At 43.1% G+C, this 18142-nt stretch carries 16 protein-coding genes; 6 read left to right on the forward strand and 10 right to left on the reverse strand.

The genetic code is table 11. The features are described 5' to 3' along the window. Nucleotides 1–36 precede the first annotated feature (36 nt). Genes FSB75_RS12170 through FSB75_RS12180 form a run of 3 tightly spaced genes read left to right on the forward strand, consistent with a single transcriptional unit; the run spans nucleotide 37 to nucleotide 2248 of the window. The gene (locus tag FSB75_RS12170; protein WP_146787707.1) at nucleotides 37–357 is read left to right on the forward strand and encodes a hypothetical protein; all 321 of its coding nucleotides are present in this window, start codon (nucleotides 37–39) and stop codon (nucleotides 355–357) included. Beyond that, nucleotides 347–772, forward strand: a complete 426-nt coding sequence (locus FSB75_RS12175) for an E2/UBC family protein (RefSeq protein ID WP_146787711.1) — start codon at nucleotides 347–349, stop codon at nucleotides 770–772. The genes FSB75_RS12170 and FSB75_RS12175 overlap by 11 nt, the downstream gene beginning before the upstream one ends. Continuing rightward, complete coding sequence (locus FSB75_RS12180; RefSeq protein ID WP_146787714.1) at nucleotides 773–2248, forward strand: HesA/MoeB/ThiF family protein; 1476 nt, start codon at nucleotides 773–775, stop codon at nucleotides 2246–2248. Nucleotides 2249–2291: 43 nt separating this feature from the next. On the opposite strand, the gene FSB75_RS12185 is transcribed toward FSB75_RS12180, so the two are convergent. Further along, complete coding sequence (locus FSB75_RS12185; protein ID WP_146787716.1) at nucleotides 2292–3890, reverse strand: recombinase family protein; 1599 nt, start codon at nucleotides 3888–3890, stop codon at nucleotides 2292–2294. Next, nucleotides 3838–4110, reverse strand: a complete 273-nt coding sequence (locus FSB75_RS12190; RefSeq protein WP_146787719.1) for a hypothetical protein — start codon at nucleotides 4108–4110, stop codon at nucleotides 3838–3840. The genes FSB75_RS12185 and FSB75_RS12190 overlap by 53 nt, the downstream gene beginning before the upstream one ends. A gap of 317 nt (nucleotides 4111–4427) precedes the next feature. On the opposite strand from FSB75_RS12190, the gene FSB75_RS12195 reads away from it, so the two are divergent. The 3 genes from FSB75_RS12195 to istB all read left to right on the forward strand — a co-directional run bounded on the left by FSB75_RS12195 (nucleotide 4428) and on the right by istB (nucleotide 7140). Beyond that, entirely contained in the window at nucleotides 4428–4661 is a 234-nt protein-coding gene (locus FSB75_RS12195) for a hypothetical protein (RefSeq protein WP_146787721.1), read from the forward strand. Nucleotides 4662–4836: 175 nt separating this feature from the next. Further along, nucleotides 4837–6366, forward strand: coding sequence for an IS21 family transposase (istA, locus tag FSB75_RS12200; RefSeq protein ID WP_227990569.1), 1530 nt, complete (start codon nucleotides 4837–4839; stop codon nucleotides 6364–6366). Nucleotides 6367–6390: 24 nt separating this feature from the next. Further along, a complete protein-coding gene (gene istB / locus FSB75_RS12205; RefSeq protein WP_146781217.1) occupies nucleotides 6391–7140 on the forward strand; it encodes an IS21-like element helper ATPase IstB in 750 nt (249 codons plus the stop codon). A gap of 455 nt (nucleotides 7141–7595) precedes the next feature. Here istB and FSB75_RS12210 read toward each other — a convergent pair whose 3' ends face one another. The 8 genes from FSB75_RS12210 to FSB75_RS12245 form a co-directional block, all read right to left on the reverse strand. Further along, nucleotides 7596–7847: a hypothetical protein gene (locus FSB75_RS12210; RefSeq protein WP_146787724.1), complete on the reverse strand. Its 252-nt coding sequence runs from the start codon at nucleotides 7845–7847 to the stop codon at nucleotides 7596–7598. Between the two features lie 37 nt (nucleotides 7848–7884). After that, nucleotides 7885–8535, reverse strand: coding sequence for a metallophosphatase domain-containing protein (locus tag FSB75_RS12215; RefSeq protein ID WP_146787726.1), 651 nt, complete (start codon nucleotides 8533–8535; stop codon nucleotides 7885–7887). 45 nt (nucleotides 8536–8580) lie between these two features. After that, nucleotides 8581–9204: a GIY-YIG nuclease family protein gene (locus tag FSB75_RS12220; protein ID WP_146787729.1), complete on the reverse strand. Its 624-nt coding sequence runs from the start codon at nucleotides 9202–9204 to the stop codon at nucleotides 8581–8583. Nucleotides 9205–9213: 9 nt separating this feature from the next. Next, nucleotides 9214–9828, reverse strand: coding sequence for a hypothetical protein (locus FSB75_RS12225; protein ID WP_146787733.1), 615 nt, complete (start codon nucleotides 9826–9828; stop codon nucleotides 9214–9216). Nucleotides 9829–9867: 39 nt separating this feature from the next. Beyond that, nucleotides 9868–12954 carry a type I restriction endonuclease subunit R gene (locus tag FSB75_RS12230; RefSeq protein ID WP_146787735.1) on the reverse strand — a complete coding sequence of 1029 codons (3087 nt, stop codon included), beginning with the start codon at nucleotides 12952–12954 and terminating at the stop codon, nucleotides 9868–9870. 355 nt (nucleotides 12955–13309) lie between these two features. Further along, nucleotides 13310–14770, reverse strand: coding sequence for an ATP-binding protein (locus FSB75_RS12235; protein WP_146787738.1), 1461 nt, complete (start codon nucleotides 14768–14770; stop codon nucleotides 13310–13312). 25 nt (nucleotides 14771–14795) lie between these two features. Beyond that, nucleotides 14796–16733, reverse strand: coding sequence for a GmrSD restriction endonuclease domain-containing protein (locus tag FSB75_RS12240; RefSeq protein WP_146787741.1), 1938 nt, complete (start codon nucleotides 16731–16733; stop codon nucleotides 14796–14798). Next, on the reverse strand, nucleotides 16723–18141 hold the full coding sequence (locus FSB75_RS12245) for a DUF262 domain-containing protein (protein ID WP_146787743.1): 1419 nt from the start codon (nucleotides 18139–18141) through the stop codon (nucleotides 16723–16725). The genes FSB75_RS12240 and FSB75_RS12245 overlap by 11 nt, the downstream gene beginning before the upstream one ends. Between the last annotated feature and the right edge of the window lies 1 nt (nucleotide 18142).

Raw genomic sequence — 18142 nt, forward strand, 5'->3', positions numbered from 1 at the left:
TAAAAATAATCATTCATTAATAAAAACAGAAAGTAAATGAACACAGAGCAAGCAAAAAATTCTGAAAGTGGACAACAAAATCCAGGTTCTGGAAACAACGGCAATGGTAATGCAGGTCCGGTTAAGGACAAGCTTCACATCTTCATCAACAAAATCAAGTTTGATGAAAATCAAGGAGTTAAATCGTCCATGTTAGGTGGAGAACTCGCGGATCTTGTATCAGTACCCCGTGAGAATGCGAAAATTACCCGGAAACGCGACAACAAGCAGTTTTCTATCCAGGACACCGTTGACATCAAAATGGCCGATCATTTTGAAATTATTAGAAACGTAGTGGAGGCAGGTTATGGAGGTTAATCAAAACAACCCGGTCCACCAGCGAATTCTCCAGGAATTGCAGAAGTTATCTGATGCTGGCGGTATTAAAGCTGAACTGATCACCGAAGGAGAGCAAGATTACGTTTTATTTCACCAGCTGGAAACATCGGGAGGCGGAAAAGGCCTCCCGACTGCAGCGGATGTTCTTGTCACCGTGCCTCCGGGCTATCCGGCATCACCTTTAGATATGCCTGCACTGCCACTAAATTCCCCACTCGCACCTCTCGTTGTAGGCGGGTCAAATCCTCAGCACACTATCAATTTTCAGGGAGGCCAATGGCGATTCTTAAGTTTTCATCCATATAGCGGTGCAGGAGCGCCAATGTGGACACCGACTAAGCATGGTTTTCACGACTACTACCAACACTTATTCACTTGGCTAAACAAAATTTAAATGGAGCAGCAACATAAAAGAAGGGTAATTGTAAGGATGGCTGAACCGTTGAGCGCAGAACTGTTTCAGCTCATTTTCCGCCGCTACCCGAAAAGCGAGTGGGGGAGCTTTGTAAGATTTGGCATCAGACTAACCACTGAAAATTTGGTTCTCACACTTCAGGCAATTGACCACCCAATTGCAGGGGACCTTGATGAAGAAAGTTGGATAACAGAAATACAGGCTCAGTACACCTCTCGGATGCTGGCCTTAACGGAGACACACCCTTATGCAGTAGGTTTTGTGCACTCACATCCTTTGTCGTTTGAAACAGGAGCGAGTCCATCAGACTATGAAATGGAGAAGTATTACGCAGAGTTGCTAATTCCGTATACACCAGGGCTCCCCTTTGCAAGTCTGATTTTCGCACTAGATAAAGCCAATAATTTTTCAGCGACTGGTCGTGTTTACTGGAGTGGAGAATGGTATGATGTTGAAAAGTTCATTGTTGATAACATGTCCGTCACCCTAGAAGATTATACGAAGCCAAACCAGTTGTCAGAAGAGGCATTGAAAAGGGTGCAGCGGTTGGTCTCTCAATTCAGCGTTGATTCTGCCCAAATGCTTGCAGGGTCTACCGTGGGTATTGTTGGCGCAAGCGGAACCGGCTCACCATGTATTGAACTGCTGGCTCGTGCTGGCGTGGGTAAACTAATAATTATTGATCCGGAAGTTTTTGAAGACTCCAACTTGGAGAGGGTGCATGGAAGCACGTACGATGACATAGTTACAGGAACTGAAAAAGTTTTGATTGCAGGCAGACACGTTAAGACGATTAATCCTGATTGCGAAGTCATTCTAATACGCGGCAGGATTCCTCAATCTGAAGTTGTGGACCAACTTGTCACTTGCAATCTTGTATTAGGGTGCACTGACCTACATTCTGCCCGAGTGGCACTTTCAGATATAGCGCTACGTTATTTGATACCCACCATTGACGTTGGGGTTGCGATGGAAGGAGCAGACGGCAAGATAACAGGCCAGGTAGTTCAAATCAATCGTCTGTTTCCTGGTGACCCGTGTGTTTATTGTAGAAAAATGGTGAATTCCCGGCTTGTGCAACAAGAGTTAATGTCACCTGAAGAAAAGGAGCAAAGGAAAGCAGAAGCAAAGAAAGCGCAAGAAGAAGGCAGGGTGGCTGGAATGTATTGGATAGAGACACCGCAATTGAACACTGTAGGCTACTTAACAACGCTCGCAGGAAGCATTGTGGTAGGCTACGCAATAGGATACTTAACGGGTAGATTTGATATGACCGTTAATCGTATTGAACTAAATCTTAGTCGGCAAGGCATCCAAATTGTTGAAAAGGATGAAGAGTTTGATATGGATTGTACTTGTTCTTCAGGTAAAGGGGTATCAGATCAAGATCCTTCCAAGGTTATCATTTCGCCTCCACAGCACTGGCCCCAACCATTATTTTTGAGTATAGAATAATCTCCATAGACCTCGAAAACCTCGAACTTTTTACTGGTCAATTTTACCCGGTAATACCCAATAAGGGACACAAATCAAGTAAATCTTCGAGTAAAAGGTTCGAGTTTTCAACCCTTGGGGCTACCTGACAGGAAAGGTCAGCAAAATGCTGGCCTTTCCTTTTTTTGTTGCCGCCGAAAGCCGCTTCAGTCGTGGTTATCACTTCGAAGAGGGGATGAAGCGTTTTGGTTCGATAAATATTTTCTGAATAAACCAGCTTTTCAGGAAATATCGCACCTTGAATTTGTTGTTTGCGCTGTAAATCAGCACTGGCATAGATTGTAGCTAAATCCTTTAAAATAGAAAGTCCTTTTCTTCCGTATAGCTGGTAGTCGTCTTCGACGGTATTTATCGTGGTTTGCGCCTTTTTAAGTCTTTCAATTTCTGGTTCTAACTCGGCCCTAATTTCCTTGTATTCACTGCGCTCCATCTCGCCATCGAGCATCATTTCCTTTGCGTTTTTGAGCCTTGTAGCCAGCTTTTCAATTTTGACCTGGGCGTCCTTTGACTCCGTTGACTTTGTTGTCTTTGCTCTTTTAAACCGCTCTTCAATGATCAAGGAATACAGGTTTAGCACGTCCTCTTTTGCTTTGAACGTTTGCAAGTAGTTAATAAATGCTGCGTTGGCCTCTGTTGCTTTGAAACGTTCCTTACAACCAAGTGAGGCCTGGCAGTGATAATAATAATACTTTCCTCCATTGCCGTGCGAAGCACTTCCGGTAATCGGTCGACCACATCTTGAACAGGCTAAGTATCCCCGAAGTGGCAAGGCTTCATGCCTTGTGTTCTTCGCCGGTACATTTTTCTTTCTTCCGGATAGTATGTCCTGCACTTCATTAAACAAGGTTTCTGTAATTAGCGGTTCATGGATGCCCCTTACATAGGTGGCTTCTTCATCCTTCCAAGCAGGAATAAACAGCTTTCCACAGTACATGGGATTGCGAACCAAATACCAAAACGCACTACGACTGACCTTAAGCCCTTTCCCATTTACCAGCCTTCGCACAGCTTCAATATCCAAGAGCCCTTTTGATAGTTCTTCGAAAGCAAGTCTTACCAGTGGTGCATCTTTGTTCGGTTCAATGATGGGTTGATTGGCCTCATTCCGACAATTCCGGTAGCCTTTAGGGGCAGTCGTCAGCCACCGCCCCTCTTTACGGGCTCTTCTCATGCCGACTAACGTATTCAGTGCCCTTCGGTCATTCTCCACTTCGGGTGCTGCCAAATAGAAAGCCAGCATGATTTTGTTCTCAGGAATATTTAGGTCTAATGGCTGCTCGATGGCTTGTGGATCGACGCCTAACTTTCGAAGTTGATTAATCATGCCATAAGCATCCCCTGCATTGCGAGAAAAGCGGTCCCATTTCGTGAAAAGCAATAGACTTGCGGCTTCCCGTCGCTTTTTAAGGCTGCTAAGTAAGTTTTGGAATTGGGGTCGCTCGAACGTCTTTGCTGAATGATCGTCTTGATAAGTAGCCACAATGTCGATGCCTTGAAATTCGCAATAGCGTTCCAGTCTTTCCTGCTGATGTTTTAAGCTGTATCCTTTTTCAGCTTGCTCGTCGGTACTTACGCGGATGTAGAGAATGGCTTTCTGTTTCATCGGGTCGGTTTGTATTTAGTTCAATAACTTTTGCTTCCTGTTTTGTTGCTTGAAAATGCTCATAGTCAATATCTGCCAGGGCATATAAAGTGTCTCTGATCTTTAAGACTTCTTCATCCAAATATCCGTTCTCCTTTGCTCGCAAGACTTGCTTACAAGTTTGTAGTGATAACCGGCTTTGAAATTTCTCGTCTGATAAGGGAATGGCTTTGGTTTTCATGGGATTAATATGCTAATTTAATTGATAATCAGTTAGTTAAGTGCTAATTTTTGAGGAAGTTTGAATTTTTAGTAAGAAGATGTGTGGATAATTTGATAATCATAGGGATTGATTTAGTGCTAAAAATATTAGCATAATCGAGAGGAGTCGGTTATTTTTGTTCACAGCGCAATGAGGCCTTGAATGCCTGGTAAGAGCAGGATTAGATTTCGTTCATGGCAGGTTAAGATGAACCCAATATGCCAATAAGAATTGAATCATAGCAGCATTAAGGAAGCATTGCGATTGCCTTTGTGGATAAGTAAATAAAATGACTTATGGAAGGAAAAAATTCATCTATTGCGAATAGAAAAAGCAAGCGGGAGAAAATTTATTCGCAAAACGACGTGGATGCCATACTTAAAGAAAAAGAAATCCGCAATCAATCGCAACTGGATGTGCTGAAAGAAACGTATCAAGAACTGCTGCTGCTAAAAAAGAAGAACGAAACTCTCAAGGAAAAACTTGCAGCCTACGAAAACCCTGACGATGGCTACTGTAAGCGCCGGTGAAGTTGACCACTGTTCGCCGGAATAAGTTGACCGGGTCTCGCCGCTCCAAATTGACCACCTCACGCCGGAGCAAATTGACCACGGAAAAGAAGAAGAAAAAGTTTCTGTGATTCGGAACCATTCGTGCTAAGTTTTCTAATAAAACTCGGCATGCATGGCAAACAATCCGGTTCGCATGAGCAAAATCAGACACATCCTGCAATTGCATCACCAAGGACGCAGCAAGCTCCAAATCGCTGCCCAAACAGGCATCGCCCGCAACACGCTAAAGAAGTACTTAAAACAGTTTACTGAGAGCAAACTAACCTTCCACGAGATCAGTGAGCTAAGTGACAAGGACCTCGAAGAACTGTTTGTAAAACCACAGGAGCAACCCATTAGCGAGAAGCTACAAACGCTGTTTTCTCTCTTTCCCTCCATTGACAAGGAACTGAAAAAGAAAGGCATGACCAGGCAGTTGCTCTGGGAGCAGTACAAAGCCGTTCATCCCGATGGTTTTGGTGTCTCACAGTTCAAGCATTACTACGCTCGGTGGAAGGCGCAGGTCAATCCGGTGATGCGCATGGAACACAAAGCCGGCGACAAACTCTACGTGGACTTTGCCGGCGACAAGCTCAGTGTTGTTGATCCGGTGAGCGGTGAGATAAAAGCCGTGGAAGTGTTTGTTGCTATTCTGGGTGCAAGTCAACTAACGTATGTGGAAGCGGTGGCCTCGCAAGGCAAAGAAGATTTTATCGCAGCGTGTGAGAACGCCATTCACTTTTGCGGCGGTGTGCCTCAAGCTATTGTACCGGATAATTTAAAATCAGCCGTCACAAAGAGCAGCAAGTATGAACCCACACTGAACGAGACCTTCCTTGACTTTGCCCAGCACTACAGCACAACCATTCTTCCGGCAAGGTCCTATCGTCCCAGAGACAAAGCCCTGGTGGAAAACGCCGTTAAAATCGTGTACTCACGCATCTATGCAAAGGTTCGGGCCCGTGTTTATCACAGCCTCGAACAGCTCAATGCCGCCATCAAAGTAGCGCTGGAAGAACACAACAATGCCCATCTAAAAGGCCGCAACTACAGCCGTCGGCAGCAGTTTGAAGAAGTGGAAAGGGCAGCCCTGATGCCATTGCCGCCACTTCGCTATGAACTGAAAAAATGCTTGTATGCCACGGTGGCCAAAAACGGTCATGTGGCCCTGAGTGCAGACAAACATTACTACAGTGTACCCTACCGCTTTATTGGCAAAAAAGTGAAGCTGCTCTTCTCCCGTCACTCCGTGGAGATCTACTACAACTACGAACGCATTGCCCTGCACACAAGGGCACGGCTTGCCTATCACTACACCACAGACAAAGAGCACCTGGCCTCCGCCCACCGCTTTGTCGCCGAATGGACACCCCAGAAGTTCATCTCGTGGGCAGAAGCCATCCACGAGGATGTGAAGCTGTATATTTTAAAAGTGCTTCAGCGCAAGCAACATCCCGAACAAGCCTACAAGTCCTGTGTGGGCATTTTAAGTTTTGCAAAGAAGATCGAAAAAGAACGGTTGATCAAAGCCTGTCAGCGGGCCTTGGGCTACGGCGCCTATAACTACAAAACCATCCAAACTATTTTAGAAAAAGAGCTGGACAAAAAAGACCCGTCACCAGAAACAGAACAACTCTCCATGCCTTTGCACGACAACATCCGCGGCGAACATTACTATCAATAAATCACATCAAAAACAAACAAGAACATGAACGCAACCACACTGGAAAAAATGAAACAAATGAAGCTCTTTGGCATGCACAGGGCCTTTAAAACCGACCTTGAATCCGGAAGAGCCGATACGTACACAGCGGATGAGATCACCGCTCACCTGATCGAAGCGGAATGGGATGAAAGACAAAACCGATCCATTGAACAAAAAATTAAAAATGCCCGCTTCCGCTACAAGGCATTGCTCGAAGACGTTTATTACCATCCCGAGCGAAACCTGGAAAAGAACCAGCTGCTGCGTTATGCAGACTGTAGCTTTATTGACAAAGCAGAAAGTATCCTCATCACCGGTCCAACCGGTAGCGGCAAAAGCTACCTTGCGTCTGCGCTTGGCCATCACGGCTGCTCGATGGGCTATCGGGTGGTTTATTACAGCCTGCCCAAGCTACTCTCCAAATTAAAAATGAGCAAAGCCGATGGTTCTTACCTGAAAGAAGTCGCCAAAATCGAGCGGCAACATTTACTCATCCTTGATGACTTTGGACTGCAGCCTTTTGATAGCCCGAGCAGAGCAGTTCTCATGGAACTGATTGAAGATAGGCATGGTAAAGGATCGTTGATTATTACATCCCAACTCCCCGTAAGTAAATGGTATGAAGTCATTGGCGAGAAAACCATTGCGGATGCCATCTTAGACCGCATCGTGCACTCTGCTCACCGCCTTGAACTCAAAGGCGAGTCACTCAGAAAGAAACGCAGCGTCGTAACAACAGAAGCAATGGCTTAAATTTGTAAGTAACGTACTCAATAAAATCAACGCAAATTATTTACGACCGAATCATACATGAACCGCTCTTCTTCGCCACAAAAATAGGTGGTCAACTTGCCACGGCCTGATGTGGTCACCTTCATCGGCGTGTACAGGCTACCGCAAGGATTGGACGTGGGTAGCAAAGATTGTCTTTGCCATCGAAAAGGCTGGCAAGCCTCTTCGTTCAGCTGAAATCATTGAGATACTAGAAAAGCGTGAATCACATCTACGAGAACATACTTCCAAACCGCAATACTTTTCAGCCTTTATTAATCTTGCTCTGAAGAACGAACGGATCAAGCGAGAAAAACGAAAAGGGGAAAGAGGATATTACTACTATCTATAGAAACAGACACTCTTTAAATTTGGGCATATAAGGGCAAATAATAGCAGTTAAAATTCTTCACTGGCAATGGAAGTCAGGTTATTAATTATAGGCGTGTTATTTCTGACAGATCAATTCGATTTAAATACGGCTCCAACAAAATAGGATGATCAAAGCAGCCCACTTTCCAAATTGTATCATCTTTTTTTCGTAAAGCTACTTCTGTATAAAAGGCATCAATTTGAAAAAGCAAAAACCGGTGATGGGATTCTTCCCTTTCGCCGATAAGTACACCTCGGTTCTCAATCATTGTAACTTGATCATCAACAAATAGATTATCGAATTCTTCCAGGGTCATTATAAAAGTTGTACGTAATCGTATTTTAGTAGTCCACTTATAAACTAAATTCTATTGGCGGATTTACAAGCGCATACTTTTCGTTTACCACACTGGCGTTAATGAACAACGTTTCTAAGCTCTTTTCGGTTCCGTAGCTTTCATGTATATGTCCACAAATATGAACCTTAGGTTTGATTTGATCAATCTTCTTCCATAAGTCTTTGCAGCCTAAGTGTTCGCCGGATGCTGATTTGTCAAGAGTGCCATAAGCAGGACCATGCGTAATCAGAATATCCGTGTTAACAGGAATTACTTTCCAATGTTTATTAATTGCAGTACCGCGTTCTCTGTTAAACGCCCAATCCCAATAGCGCGGCGTGATTGGGGAGCCCCACAATTGAAAACCCGCCACAGTCATTTCACTATCGTTTAGATAAAAAACGTTTTTAGGAAGACGTTTTCGTATAAAGCTATCAGCAGATTCCTCAAGATAAAAATCATGATTGCCAGCAATAAAAATTTTGTATTTATAATCCAGGCCACTAAACCATTTAATGAAATCTTCCACCTGATGGCCTGAATCTTCTGCAAGATGCGTATCGTCAATAAGGCTAATGTCTCCGGCATGAATAAGTACATCAGCCTCCGGCAATGTCTTCAACAATCTATGTTTTCCATGAGTATCAGCAATGGCAACAAACTTCATTAAACTGCATTTTGTATATCAAATAGAAACGCTACAGTAAATGCTTCATTCATCCGCCAAATAGGTCTCGTTGTAAATATCTCTTAGCTTCTTGCCATTATAGGTCCAATATGGACCAGGCGCGACATGGTAGCTGTTATTGAGGATTGTACGTGTCGCATTCGTTAAAGAGGTTTCAGTTCCACGAAAGATAACGCTGCGATCACTGGAAACTGATACTGATTCACCGTTTGCCACACAAACCAATTCACTGCCGATTGGAATATTCATTTCGCCGAAGGAAAAACGTGGCCGTTTCTTTTTCGCATACGCTTCTCCTGCTTCCCTGTCTATTTCATCCACCTCTTCCTTTTCATTAGCTACTTTGGGTGTTACATCCTCGATCTCCATTAGTTTGATAATGGCAATGGCCTGCATAGGATCAATTTCAAAAAACTCCCGTTTGGGGTTTACTCTGTCAGGCCCAAAGGCAATATGTAATGCCTTCTCAACCTTTTCATAGTTGAGTACTTTAGCAGCATACACACATTCAAAGGGCAGTGGCACACCAGTAGTATATATCTGTGCCATACGAAGCTTTACATCTTCATGCGTCGTCATCCCAATTTTGATCATATTGGGAATGGCTGGATTGGTGAGGATGTACACAATGCCTTGGTTTGGCTCCATAAAGTTTATTTAGACTTCCGCAAAAAATTGAACGGCAAAATCACAAAAATCAATAATGACCTGTTTATCCAGCTCGAACTCTTTTCGGCTGCCTAGATAATTCCGGCAATCCGGAGTAATTTCTTTACCACGCTTAAGGTCTACAACCGACAAACATTTTATATGCCGTTTTGAAACTAGAATAATATAGGCATTGTCATACGGATAGTTGTCAGGAAGATCGTTCATTGAAAAACATCCGTTAGCCCGAAACTTGACCTCAACAAAAAATACCTCATTGGTCTTAGGTTGTTGTATCACAAAATCGGGCATTCGTCTGATTTGTGTGGCCACATCACTTCGAACGCCTTTCAACAGTTCCATAATCCCCGGAATTGTGTTTTCCATACCATATCGGAAGACGTTGTATTTTAAAGCAAGAAATAGCTCCTGAATCAAAGTTTCAGCAATACGTCCTTTAATCATTCCATAACGGAATTGCCATTCTCTGTCACTCATCCCAATATCATCTTCATCTACAAAAGCTTCATTAAATTCCTTTCCAGAAGGTTTCGATGAATAACAATTGAAACATTTTCCTTTTGGATACTTGGTGTAAGCGCCACAAATAATACAATCAGCCATAATCGTTTTTTTATAGGGTTAGAATAAATACAGTGTGCTTTATGCAGCCAGCATCCTCTTTATCGTATCCTGAATTGCCAGCTTAAACGCTTCATCATTTGTCATTAACCGGTACAGGTCCATTTCATTTTTGCGCTGCTTCCCCATCACTTCTTCAAATATTTTCTTGAAGGCTATTTCCCTGTTCTGTCCATCTGTGTTTTCTTCATATTTCGTTCTAAAGTCCGGATGGGCCCTCATGCTTTGAGCTATGTTCACAAACTTCACCCGCTGTTCTTCTGGAGTTGCTTCCCAGCCCTGGAACCAACGTTCATTGAAGCTTTTTATAATTAGGTCCAACGGATCTTTCTCTTCTTCAGTACCGTGTGCCCCTCTTGGGTTAGGATTTTGCGGATCAAGTTCTGTTTCAGAAGCATCCAGTCCAATACTTGCATTCAACTTTACTCTTTCCAATCCATAGGTAGATAAATCAACGGAGTTCAACAATTCATCCAGGGCATCAATTGTCGGATCAGCAATTACCAGTTTCGGAATTAAAAATTTCAGGTACCAAAACAGTTGTTCCCATTTCACTATTTCAAATGGCATGATAGAAGCAATCTGCCCGTAGATCTTTACAAACTGCTTTGCCTTTATTTTGAAATCAATCTTTGCTTTATCATCTAATTCCAACTCGCCGTTAAACCGGTCTTCGCCTTTTTGCAAAATCGGGCTTAGGTGACTATCAGCATCTAAGCCTTCAAAGTATTTTGTAGCAAAGTCAATCACTTCGCTCCATTCGTAAACACCTACCGCGTCCAAACTGCTTTTCAGTTCATGCAACACGTTTACATCGGTGGCCTTACTCAAAGTTGTGGACGTATAAAAATCATCGAAGGCGGTTTTTATATCATCGGTAGAATTAAAAAAGTCCAGTACAAATAAGTCTTCCGTTTTCTTTCCTAATTTATCAGCCGAACGGTTTAGTCTTGATAAAGCTTGCACCGCCAACACGCCTTGGAGTTTCTTGTCCACATACATAGCGGTGAGCTTAGGCTGGTCAAAACCCGTAAGGTATTTATTCGCCACTACTAAAACCCGGTACTCGTCCATATTAAAATAGCGGGCAATCCTGTCGCTGATATAACCGGGATCGGTGGGTTTGGTGATATCTAATTCAGGGGGAAAATTATTCAGGTCATCTTCGGTGTATTCAATGCCCTTTAGCTTTTTCTTTCCTGAAAAGGCAATCGCAATCCGGAAGGGAGCACCTTTGCTTTCCAGCAACTTCTTCAAAGCAAAATAGTAGTTGATAGCCGACTCAATACTTTGCGTAATCACCATGGCCTTTGCCTTGCCTTTCAGTTTCTTTTTGTTGACAACATGCGTGATGAAATGATCCAGCATGATCTCGGCCTTGGTGGTAATGGTTTCGGGGTTACGCTCAACAAAGGCACGTAACTTCTTTTGCGCTTTGACTGAATCAAAAAGAGGATTGTCTTCAATTGACTTTTCAATCTCGTAATAACTTTTGTACGTGGTATAATTCGCCAGCACATCCAAAATAAAGCCTTCTTCAATGGCCTGTTTCATAGAATACAAATGGAAGGGCCGGAACTTTCCATCTTCGCCCTTAATTCCAAATTTTTCCAGCGTGGCGTTCTTTGGTGTGGCGGTGAACGCCAGGTACGAAGCGTTACCTCGCATCTTTCGGGCCCGCATGGCTTCTAATATTTTGTCCTGTGGGTCGCCCTCTTCTTCTTCGCTTTCACCGCCACCCATGGCTTTGTTCATGTTATCGGCTGCCGAACCGCTTTGTGAACTATGGGCTTCGTCAATGATCACCGCAAAACGCTTGTCGCTTAAATCGGCAATGCCGTCAACAATGAAAGGAAACTTTTGAATGGTGGTGGTGATAATGCGCTTGCCACCTTCCAGGGCTTCTTTCAATTCTTTGGATGAATAGGCAGGTGCCACAATGTTTTTTACTTCGGAAAACTCTTTGATGTTTTCGCGGAGTTGTTTATCCAAAAGGCGCCTGTCTGTTACCACAATCACCGAATCAAACAGAGGATTGGAAATGCCTTTGCTACCTGGTATGTTGTCCGTTTGCGGATAAGTTTCTATCAATTGATAAGCCGCCCAGGTAATGGAATTTGATTTGCCGGAGCCTGCCGAATGTTGAATGAGATAGGTTTGCCCGACACCTTTTGTACTGGCATCGGTTATCAGCTTACGTACCACGTTCAATTGATGATAGCGGGGAAAATACAGGTTCTTCTTCGACAAGGAATCACCTTCTTTACCATCAAAACGGACAAAATGCTGAATAATATTAGTGAGGCTTTGCCTCGTTAGAATCTCTTCCCAGAGGTAAGCCGTCCGGTGTCCGAAAGGATTAGGAGGATTGCCTTTGCCATGTTTGTAGCCAAGATTAAAGGGCAGAAAGAAAGTCTCAGCGCCAGCCAGTTTGGTAGTCATGTACACTTCCTCAGTATCAACCGCAAAATGCACAATGCAGCGACCGAATTGTAACAGCGGCTGCGTGACATCCCTTTTAAACTTATATTGTGCCTGCCCGTGTACTTTGGCGTTCTGACCTGTCCAATGATTCTTTAACTCGGTGGTGATAATGGGCAGACCGTTCACGAAGATTACCATGTCAATTTCTTCACCAGTGGCCGTAAGGGAGTAACGAACCTGCCGGGTAACACTGAACTCGTTGCTTTCAAATGCCTTCTTAACGGCCTCGCTGCTCGATGCCAGGGGCAGTTGGTAAAGCAAAATGAAATGCGCATCATCCACTTCAAGCCCTTTGCGCAGCAGCCGCAGGACGCCGTGTTTTTTAATCATGCGGTCAAGCCGTTCCAGGATTTTCAGCTTCCAGTCATTTTGCTTCTGCAGTTTGGCTAATTCTTCGGCTTGCGTGGTTTCTAAAAAATGCCAGAACCGGATTTCATCTATAGCATATTTGGCATTGTAATCTTCTGCAAGCCCGATGTAATAACCATTGCCTGCACGGTAGGCCTCCTGCCGCTCGTGCAGAAGATTCAATTGCCCTTTGTCTTTCAATTCTTCTAGGCAAGTGCCAGTGAGACGTTTTTCTATGGAGGCTTCAAGGGCTTGTTCGTTAGTTTGGCTGGGCATAATGAGTAAAAGTCGTCAGAATTTGAATCAAATAAAAATAGACTAAAAATCAATCTGTTACGAGTCCTTTCGGGTTCTCAGTCAAATAAGATTTCTTCTTATCATAAAGGAATTTCCCTCTATTTTCCGGATTCCAATTAACTAACAAGTCATTGATTTTCAAGGTTGCTATTTCGACTGCCGGTTTCCAGTTAACTAAAATCTCTCGTTGAGCAACCTTTTATTGCAAGCCGGTACTTGTGAAGGTTCCGTTTGCGAACTAGGCTTCCGGATTCCAGTTAACTAACAATATTATGATTTTCAGTTACTTACGCTTAATTTCCAGATTCTGATTAACTAAGAACCCAGGTTCTTTTTAAGCCCAGTAAGGCACATAAACTGAAAATTTGTCGGACGAACCATCCGGGTCTTTTAGTTTGATTTTCCCACTCTCCACCGTCTCCCTGATCAGCTTCGATACTTGCGGCCGTTGCTTCTCATTCATCCGAAAGCGGCCTCTTAAACTTGTATTGGTCATGCCTTCGCTGGAATAATATTTAATGATGCAATGCTGGTACACGGCGTCAAGCCTTTCCTGTTGGGTCATCTCGGCAAATGTTTTGGGTGCCGACAAAATCACCTTAAAAGAATTCTCCGTTTCCTCAAACTTCAACGGCGGTAAACCAAACAATTCAATAGCGATTACTGCTTTTTCAAAGCCCGAACCTCTTTCTTCGCAAATATTGTATCGTCGGAAAGCCTGTGCTAATATTTCATTTCTTGATTCCGGCGTGGTTCTGATCAACCGGTCAATCTTCTTGCTCGGTAATAACCGGCCGGGGTTGGAAATTTCAATCCGGTCGTCAAAAATTTCTATCATTGGCCCGCTGCCTCTTAACGAAAAATCCTGGTGGATCAGTGCATTGGCGATTAACTCCCGCAAGGCAATTTCAGGATAAACCGCTGTTTCTTCCCGCAAAGCATGTTTTATAATTTCGCTGCCAGGCAACAGGCTTTTAATGAACTGTATCAGGCCTTCAAAGCCTATGGCATATCCTTTACTTCCGGGATACTCTTTGCTGCCTCCCGACTTGTTCTTGCCTTCGTACTTTATCACCCTGATACTTTTGCGGCTAAGGGTATCAAAATCACTTAAGTTTTGTGCAGCGGCCAGGGCGCCGAAGTTGGTAATGTAATACCCGTTGCCATCCACGCCGTTGATCATTTTTTCCTGTTCCAGCCAATACATGATTTCATCGGCATTGGAAGGCACGGGTTTTTTCAGCAGCCGGTAAATGCCAGCATAATCCAACAAGGTCATTACCTCAATACCGTTTTTAAGTTTCGAAGCATGTAGCTCTTCAAACACCGGTGTTTTGCTATTGAGCATCAAGCCACCTATTTCGGGGCGGGACGCCTTGCGGGTAGTGCCACCGCTTCGGATGTAACTGTCTTCAATGGTTTTAGAAGCCAGGTGCACTGGTTTGACTGCGCTTTCGCGGATGTGAATGAATAAAAGAGAAACTCCCTCGTACTCTTCGATTAAATGATCAATGCTTACCAGCGGCGAAACGTTGTTGCGGCAAAGATTAGCCAGAGTAGCCACAATGGTATCGGCCTCCGGTTTGCCAATACCTTTTGGCTGGGCCGTTTTATCTTCTACACCAAACACCAGGTAGCCGCCACCCGGATAGTTTGCAAAAGCGCAGATATGGCGGCATAGCTTATCATTCTGCGGCGAAAGGGTTTCCTTCCAGTCTAGCTCATTCAACTCTTGCGGCACTTTGCCGAGGCTATGCGTTAGATACTCTTTTGCTTTTTTGATCCAGGCTTTCATCTGTATTAATATTTGCTTCTAAGCCTTAATCATTTGTTCTCTCAAGTAAATGGAATTGGCTCTTATAATCTTTAAATTTATTGATCATCAGTTTTGTATGATGCTGAATTTGTTCTTTTCCCCACCTTGGCTCATTCATCATTAACCGTTGCTTTAGGCTATCGGGCTTTACTCTGATATAGTGGTCCTTTTTTGCTTCTGGCATATACCTTCCCAAAGTTGAGTTCTTGCTTCTGCTTATTAAACATAAATTGCCAAACTCATCTAATACATCCTGCTCAAGCTTATCATCGCTTGAGATAGGATTCTGCGGATAGTAGTGCTCAACAGAACTTCTGAATGTAAATTCAAATTCGGAAAATCCATCTGCCCTTTCAAGCCATAAAATGTAGTCCAAATAGTTAAAAACAAAGTTCTCAACACTTGTACCGGTGTTTAAAAAATCCCAAGAAAAGTTCTGTGCTTTCTGCTTGTTTACAGACGCCGCTTGATTCTCAAAAATGATGTTATAAAAATCGACTTCATTATCTTCAAGGGCTAAGTAGCGGTCATACAAATAAGCCTGAGCCAAGTGTTCCAGGTAATTTATATAACCAAGTGCTTCCATGTTGCCATAGTTCTGGAAGCAATAATTCAAAGCCGCGTTCAACCAATGTTTGTAAATAAGGGTCGGAGCAGAAACATGAAACATAGACAGAAGCATCAATATTCGCCTATTCGCATCTTCATTGGCAAACGAGTTCACATAGCTTACCGTTTTGCTTTCATACCATTTTAAAGATTTAATGCTCCAGCCATCCTTCTCCTTGGTAAACTCCCTCTTGATGATGAATTGATCAAACAAATGTTTTCCTCTTAATAAATTAAATGCAAACTCCTTGACGAATCTCACCTTTTCCTGTTTAGAGGTTTCAGGCTTCAAAAATTCATCGAAGGCTTCCACTAAACGTTTGTCATCAAGGCCTATATTTTCTTTGCTTTGAATTCGTAGTATGTGTAGCAAGAAGTTTGGAAAGTTGATAACAGAGTTAAAACGTTCCGGAGCATCTTCTTTGTGGTCCGTATTGATTTCAAAGTTGCCATTATGTGCTACTATCTCAGACAACTTCATCTTTCGTTCGTCCCCCAACACGTCTTTGTAATGGATGTTATTTGCGACATCATCAAAACTATTGGCCGCAAGCCGGTTCCAGTTTCCTTGAGTAAACAGTTTATTCCTTTCAGGAGGGTCAAATCCATATTGCACGTACCGTTCCATATCGGCACATGCCTCCCAAATCAAATTGAAGGCGTAGGACGCTTTCTCATCGCCACTCAACACCTCCATCAGTTTTGCTTTTAGTATCTCGTGCTTTTCTAATTGCTCACCACGGGTATTCATTATCTCGAAGTAGTGATTCAAATTCGTGTCGTGAGGTACCGACACACGTAGAATGTGTACTCTTTGCGAGAAGTATTGGTAAAACTCTTCCGGAGATTTGTTCTTAAATAGCAGCTTTAACTGCTTGTGTGCTACTTCGTAGGCATCGGCAATTTTCGCATTGTAGTCTTCGCCGCTGTCAAAGGAAGCAGGATGCTCAGTATGTGAAATCAATGCCAGCGTATCAGTAGATTTTTTTCGGGAATCGAACTTCAAATTAAGACGATAATCTATCTTAACATGAATGGCTCCAGAAAACTCACGATGTAATACACCATAAATAATATTTAATGTGGTTAGTCGCTGTTGCCCATCAATCGTTTCATAAATGGTGCGGCCATTCTCATTGCGGTTAAATACAACAAGGGTTCCAATAAAATAATCTTTATCTCCGTGGGCGGTTGAAAAGTCGAATACATCCTGAAGAAGTTGTTTTACTTCTCCTTCCTCCCAGGCGTAATTGCGTTGATAAGGAGGTATTATATATTCTCCGGAAACAAACAGGTCACGAACGCTCAAAGGCTGGATATCGTTATGCTTCATAATAGCCTAAATTTTTTACCTGATCAAGAACAGATTTGAGCTCCTTACCTTTTAGGTCTCCAAGCTTAACAGGTGTTATAGAAAGATTGAGAACATCTTTTGGGGCCAGCGCCTCGTTGATAGTTTTAAAAACGTAAGGCGCCTCAAGGGCATAGTTATCTATGGAAGCCAATTGTACGCTGTGTTGTGTAAGCCGCAACTTATACGCCCAGACAAATATCTTTTCTGCTATTCTTCCGATTTCTGCGTTTCCAAATTTGTCCCAATAAAAAAGCAGTGCACAATCAAATAAGGTTCTTACGTAGGCATCGCCTGTGCGATAACGCTCAGGATATTTATCTATCACCTCAAGCACTGCTTTTGCCTTGTCATTCTTGTACAAACCGGCATACATCACTTCCCTAACGTTCCAATAATGGTTCACAAATTCAAAAAACCGTTTCCCGTTAATCATTACCTGATTTAGCTGGAAAGGATAGGATACATGCTGTTTGTCTATTTTCCGGTGGTAATTGGTGTTGTAATCGTCTACGAAATAGTGGCCGATTTTATAGATTTCCGTGTACGGAAACAGCGACTCCGCATCAGGACTAATGCCTTTAAAGGCATCCACTTCGTTCTTAGTAAAGAAACGGGCTGAATGCCCTTTTGACCAGTACCGGACCCGGAAGAGCAATTGTGCAAACAGTTTTTTTAAGTCGTCTGTTTCTAAGGATTCCCAATGACTCACTATCTCCATTTTTTCCTGCTCCGATATTCTTGGCGTTAGCTCTCGAAGGTGAAATGCCTTCAATAGATCATGAGGGTCCAAATCCCTGCCTCGCGCATTTTGCGAATCAAAAAATTGAAAAGCCTCTGACACATCATTCAACACCACTTGCACGAGCTCACATTTTTCATAGAAGAAGCGAATGCTATGGGCATCAAAATCAATCATTCTTCTTTTGACCTCGCGGTAGTTTTGATGAATGTTTTTCTGAGAGATAGGATTGGAGAATTCCCACTCATCAAAAAGTTTGGTTTTTGGAATTTGGTAGTGATGCTTTATCAAGTCTTCTTTTACTGGATAGTGTAAATGATTTTGCAAGGCCATCGCCATCAGGAGCAATGTAATGGTGCGCTGTTGACCATCCACAATATTTAGTGTGTCCTCGATTTGATGCAACACCAGGGTGCCAATGCGATAGGCAGATTTATCACGATGAAGCAGGATGTCATCAATTAACTGATTTACATTTTTGATGCTCCACTTGTAAGGCCGTTGATAATCCGGGATTGTGAGGTTAGGTTTTGATAACAATTCTTTTACTGAAATGATACGGGGAACTTCTTTATTGACTTGTGTAGTCTGATTGGTTTTAGCAAGTCCGTTCATTCCCAGGGCTACTTGGGTTGCGAGATCAAGCATA

It is taken from the genome of Flavisolibacter ginsenosidimutans (assembly GCF_007970805.1).
Lineage (GTDB): Bacteria > Bacteroidota > Bacteroidia > Chitinophagales > Chitinophagaceae > Flavisolibacter > Flavisolibacter ginsenosidimutans.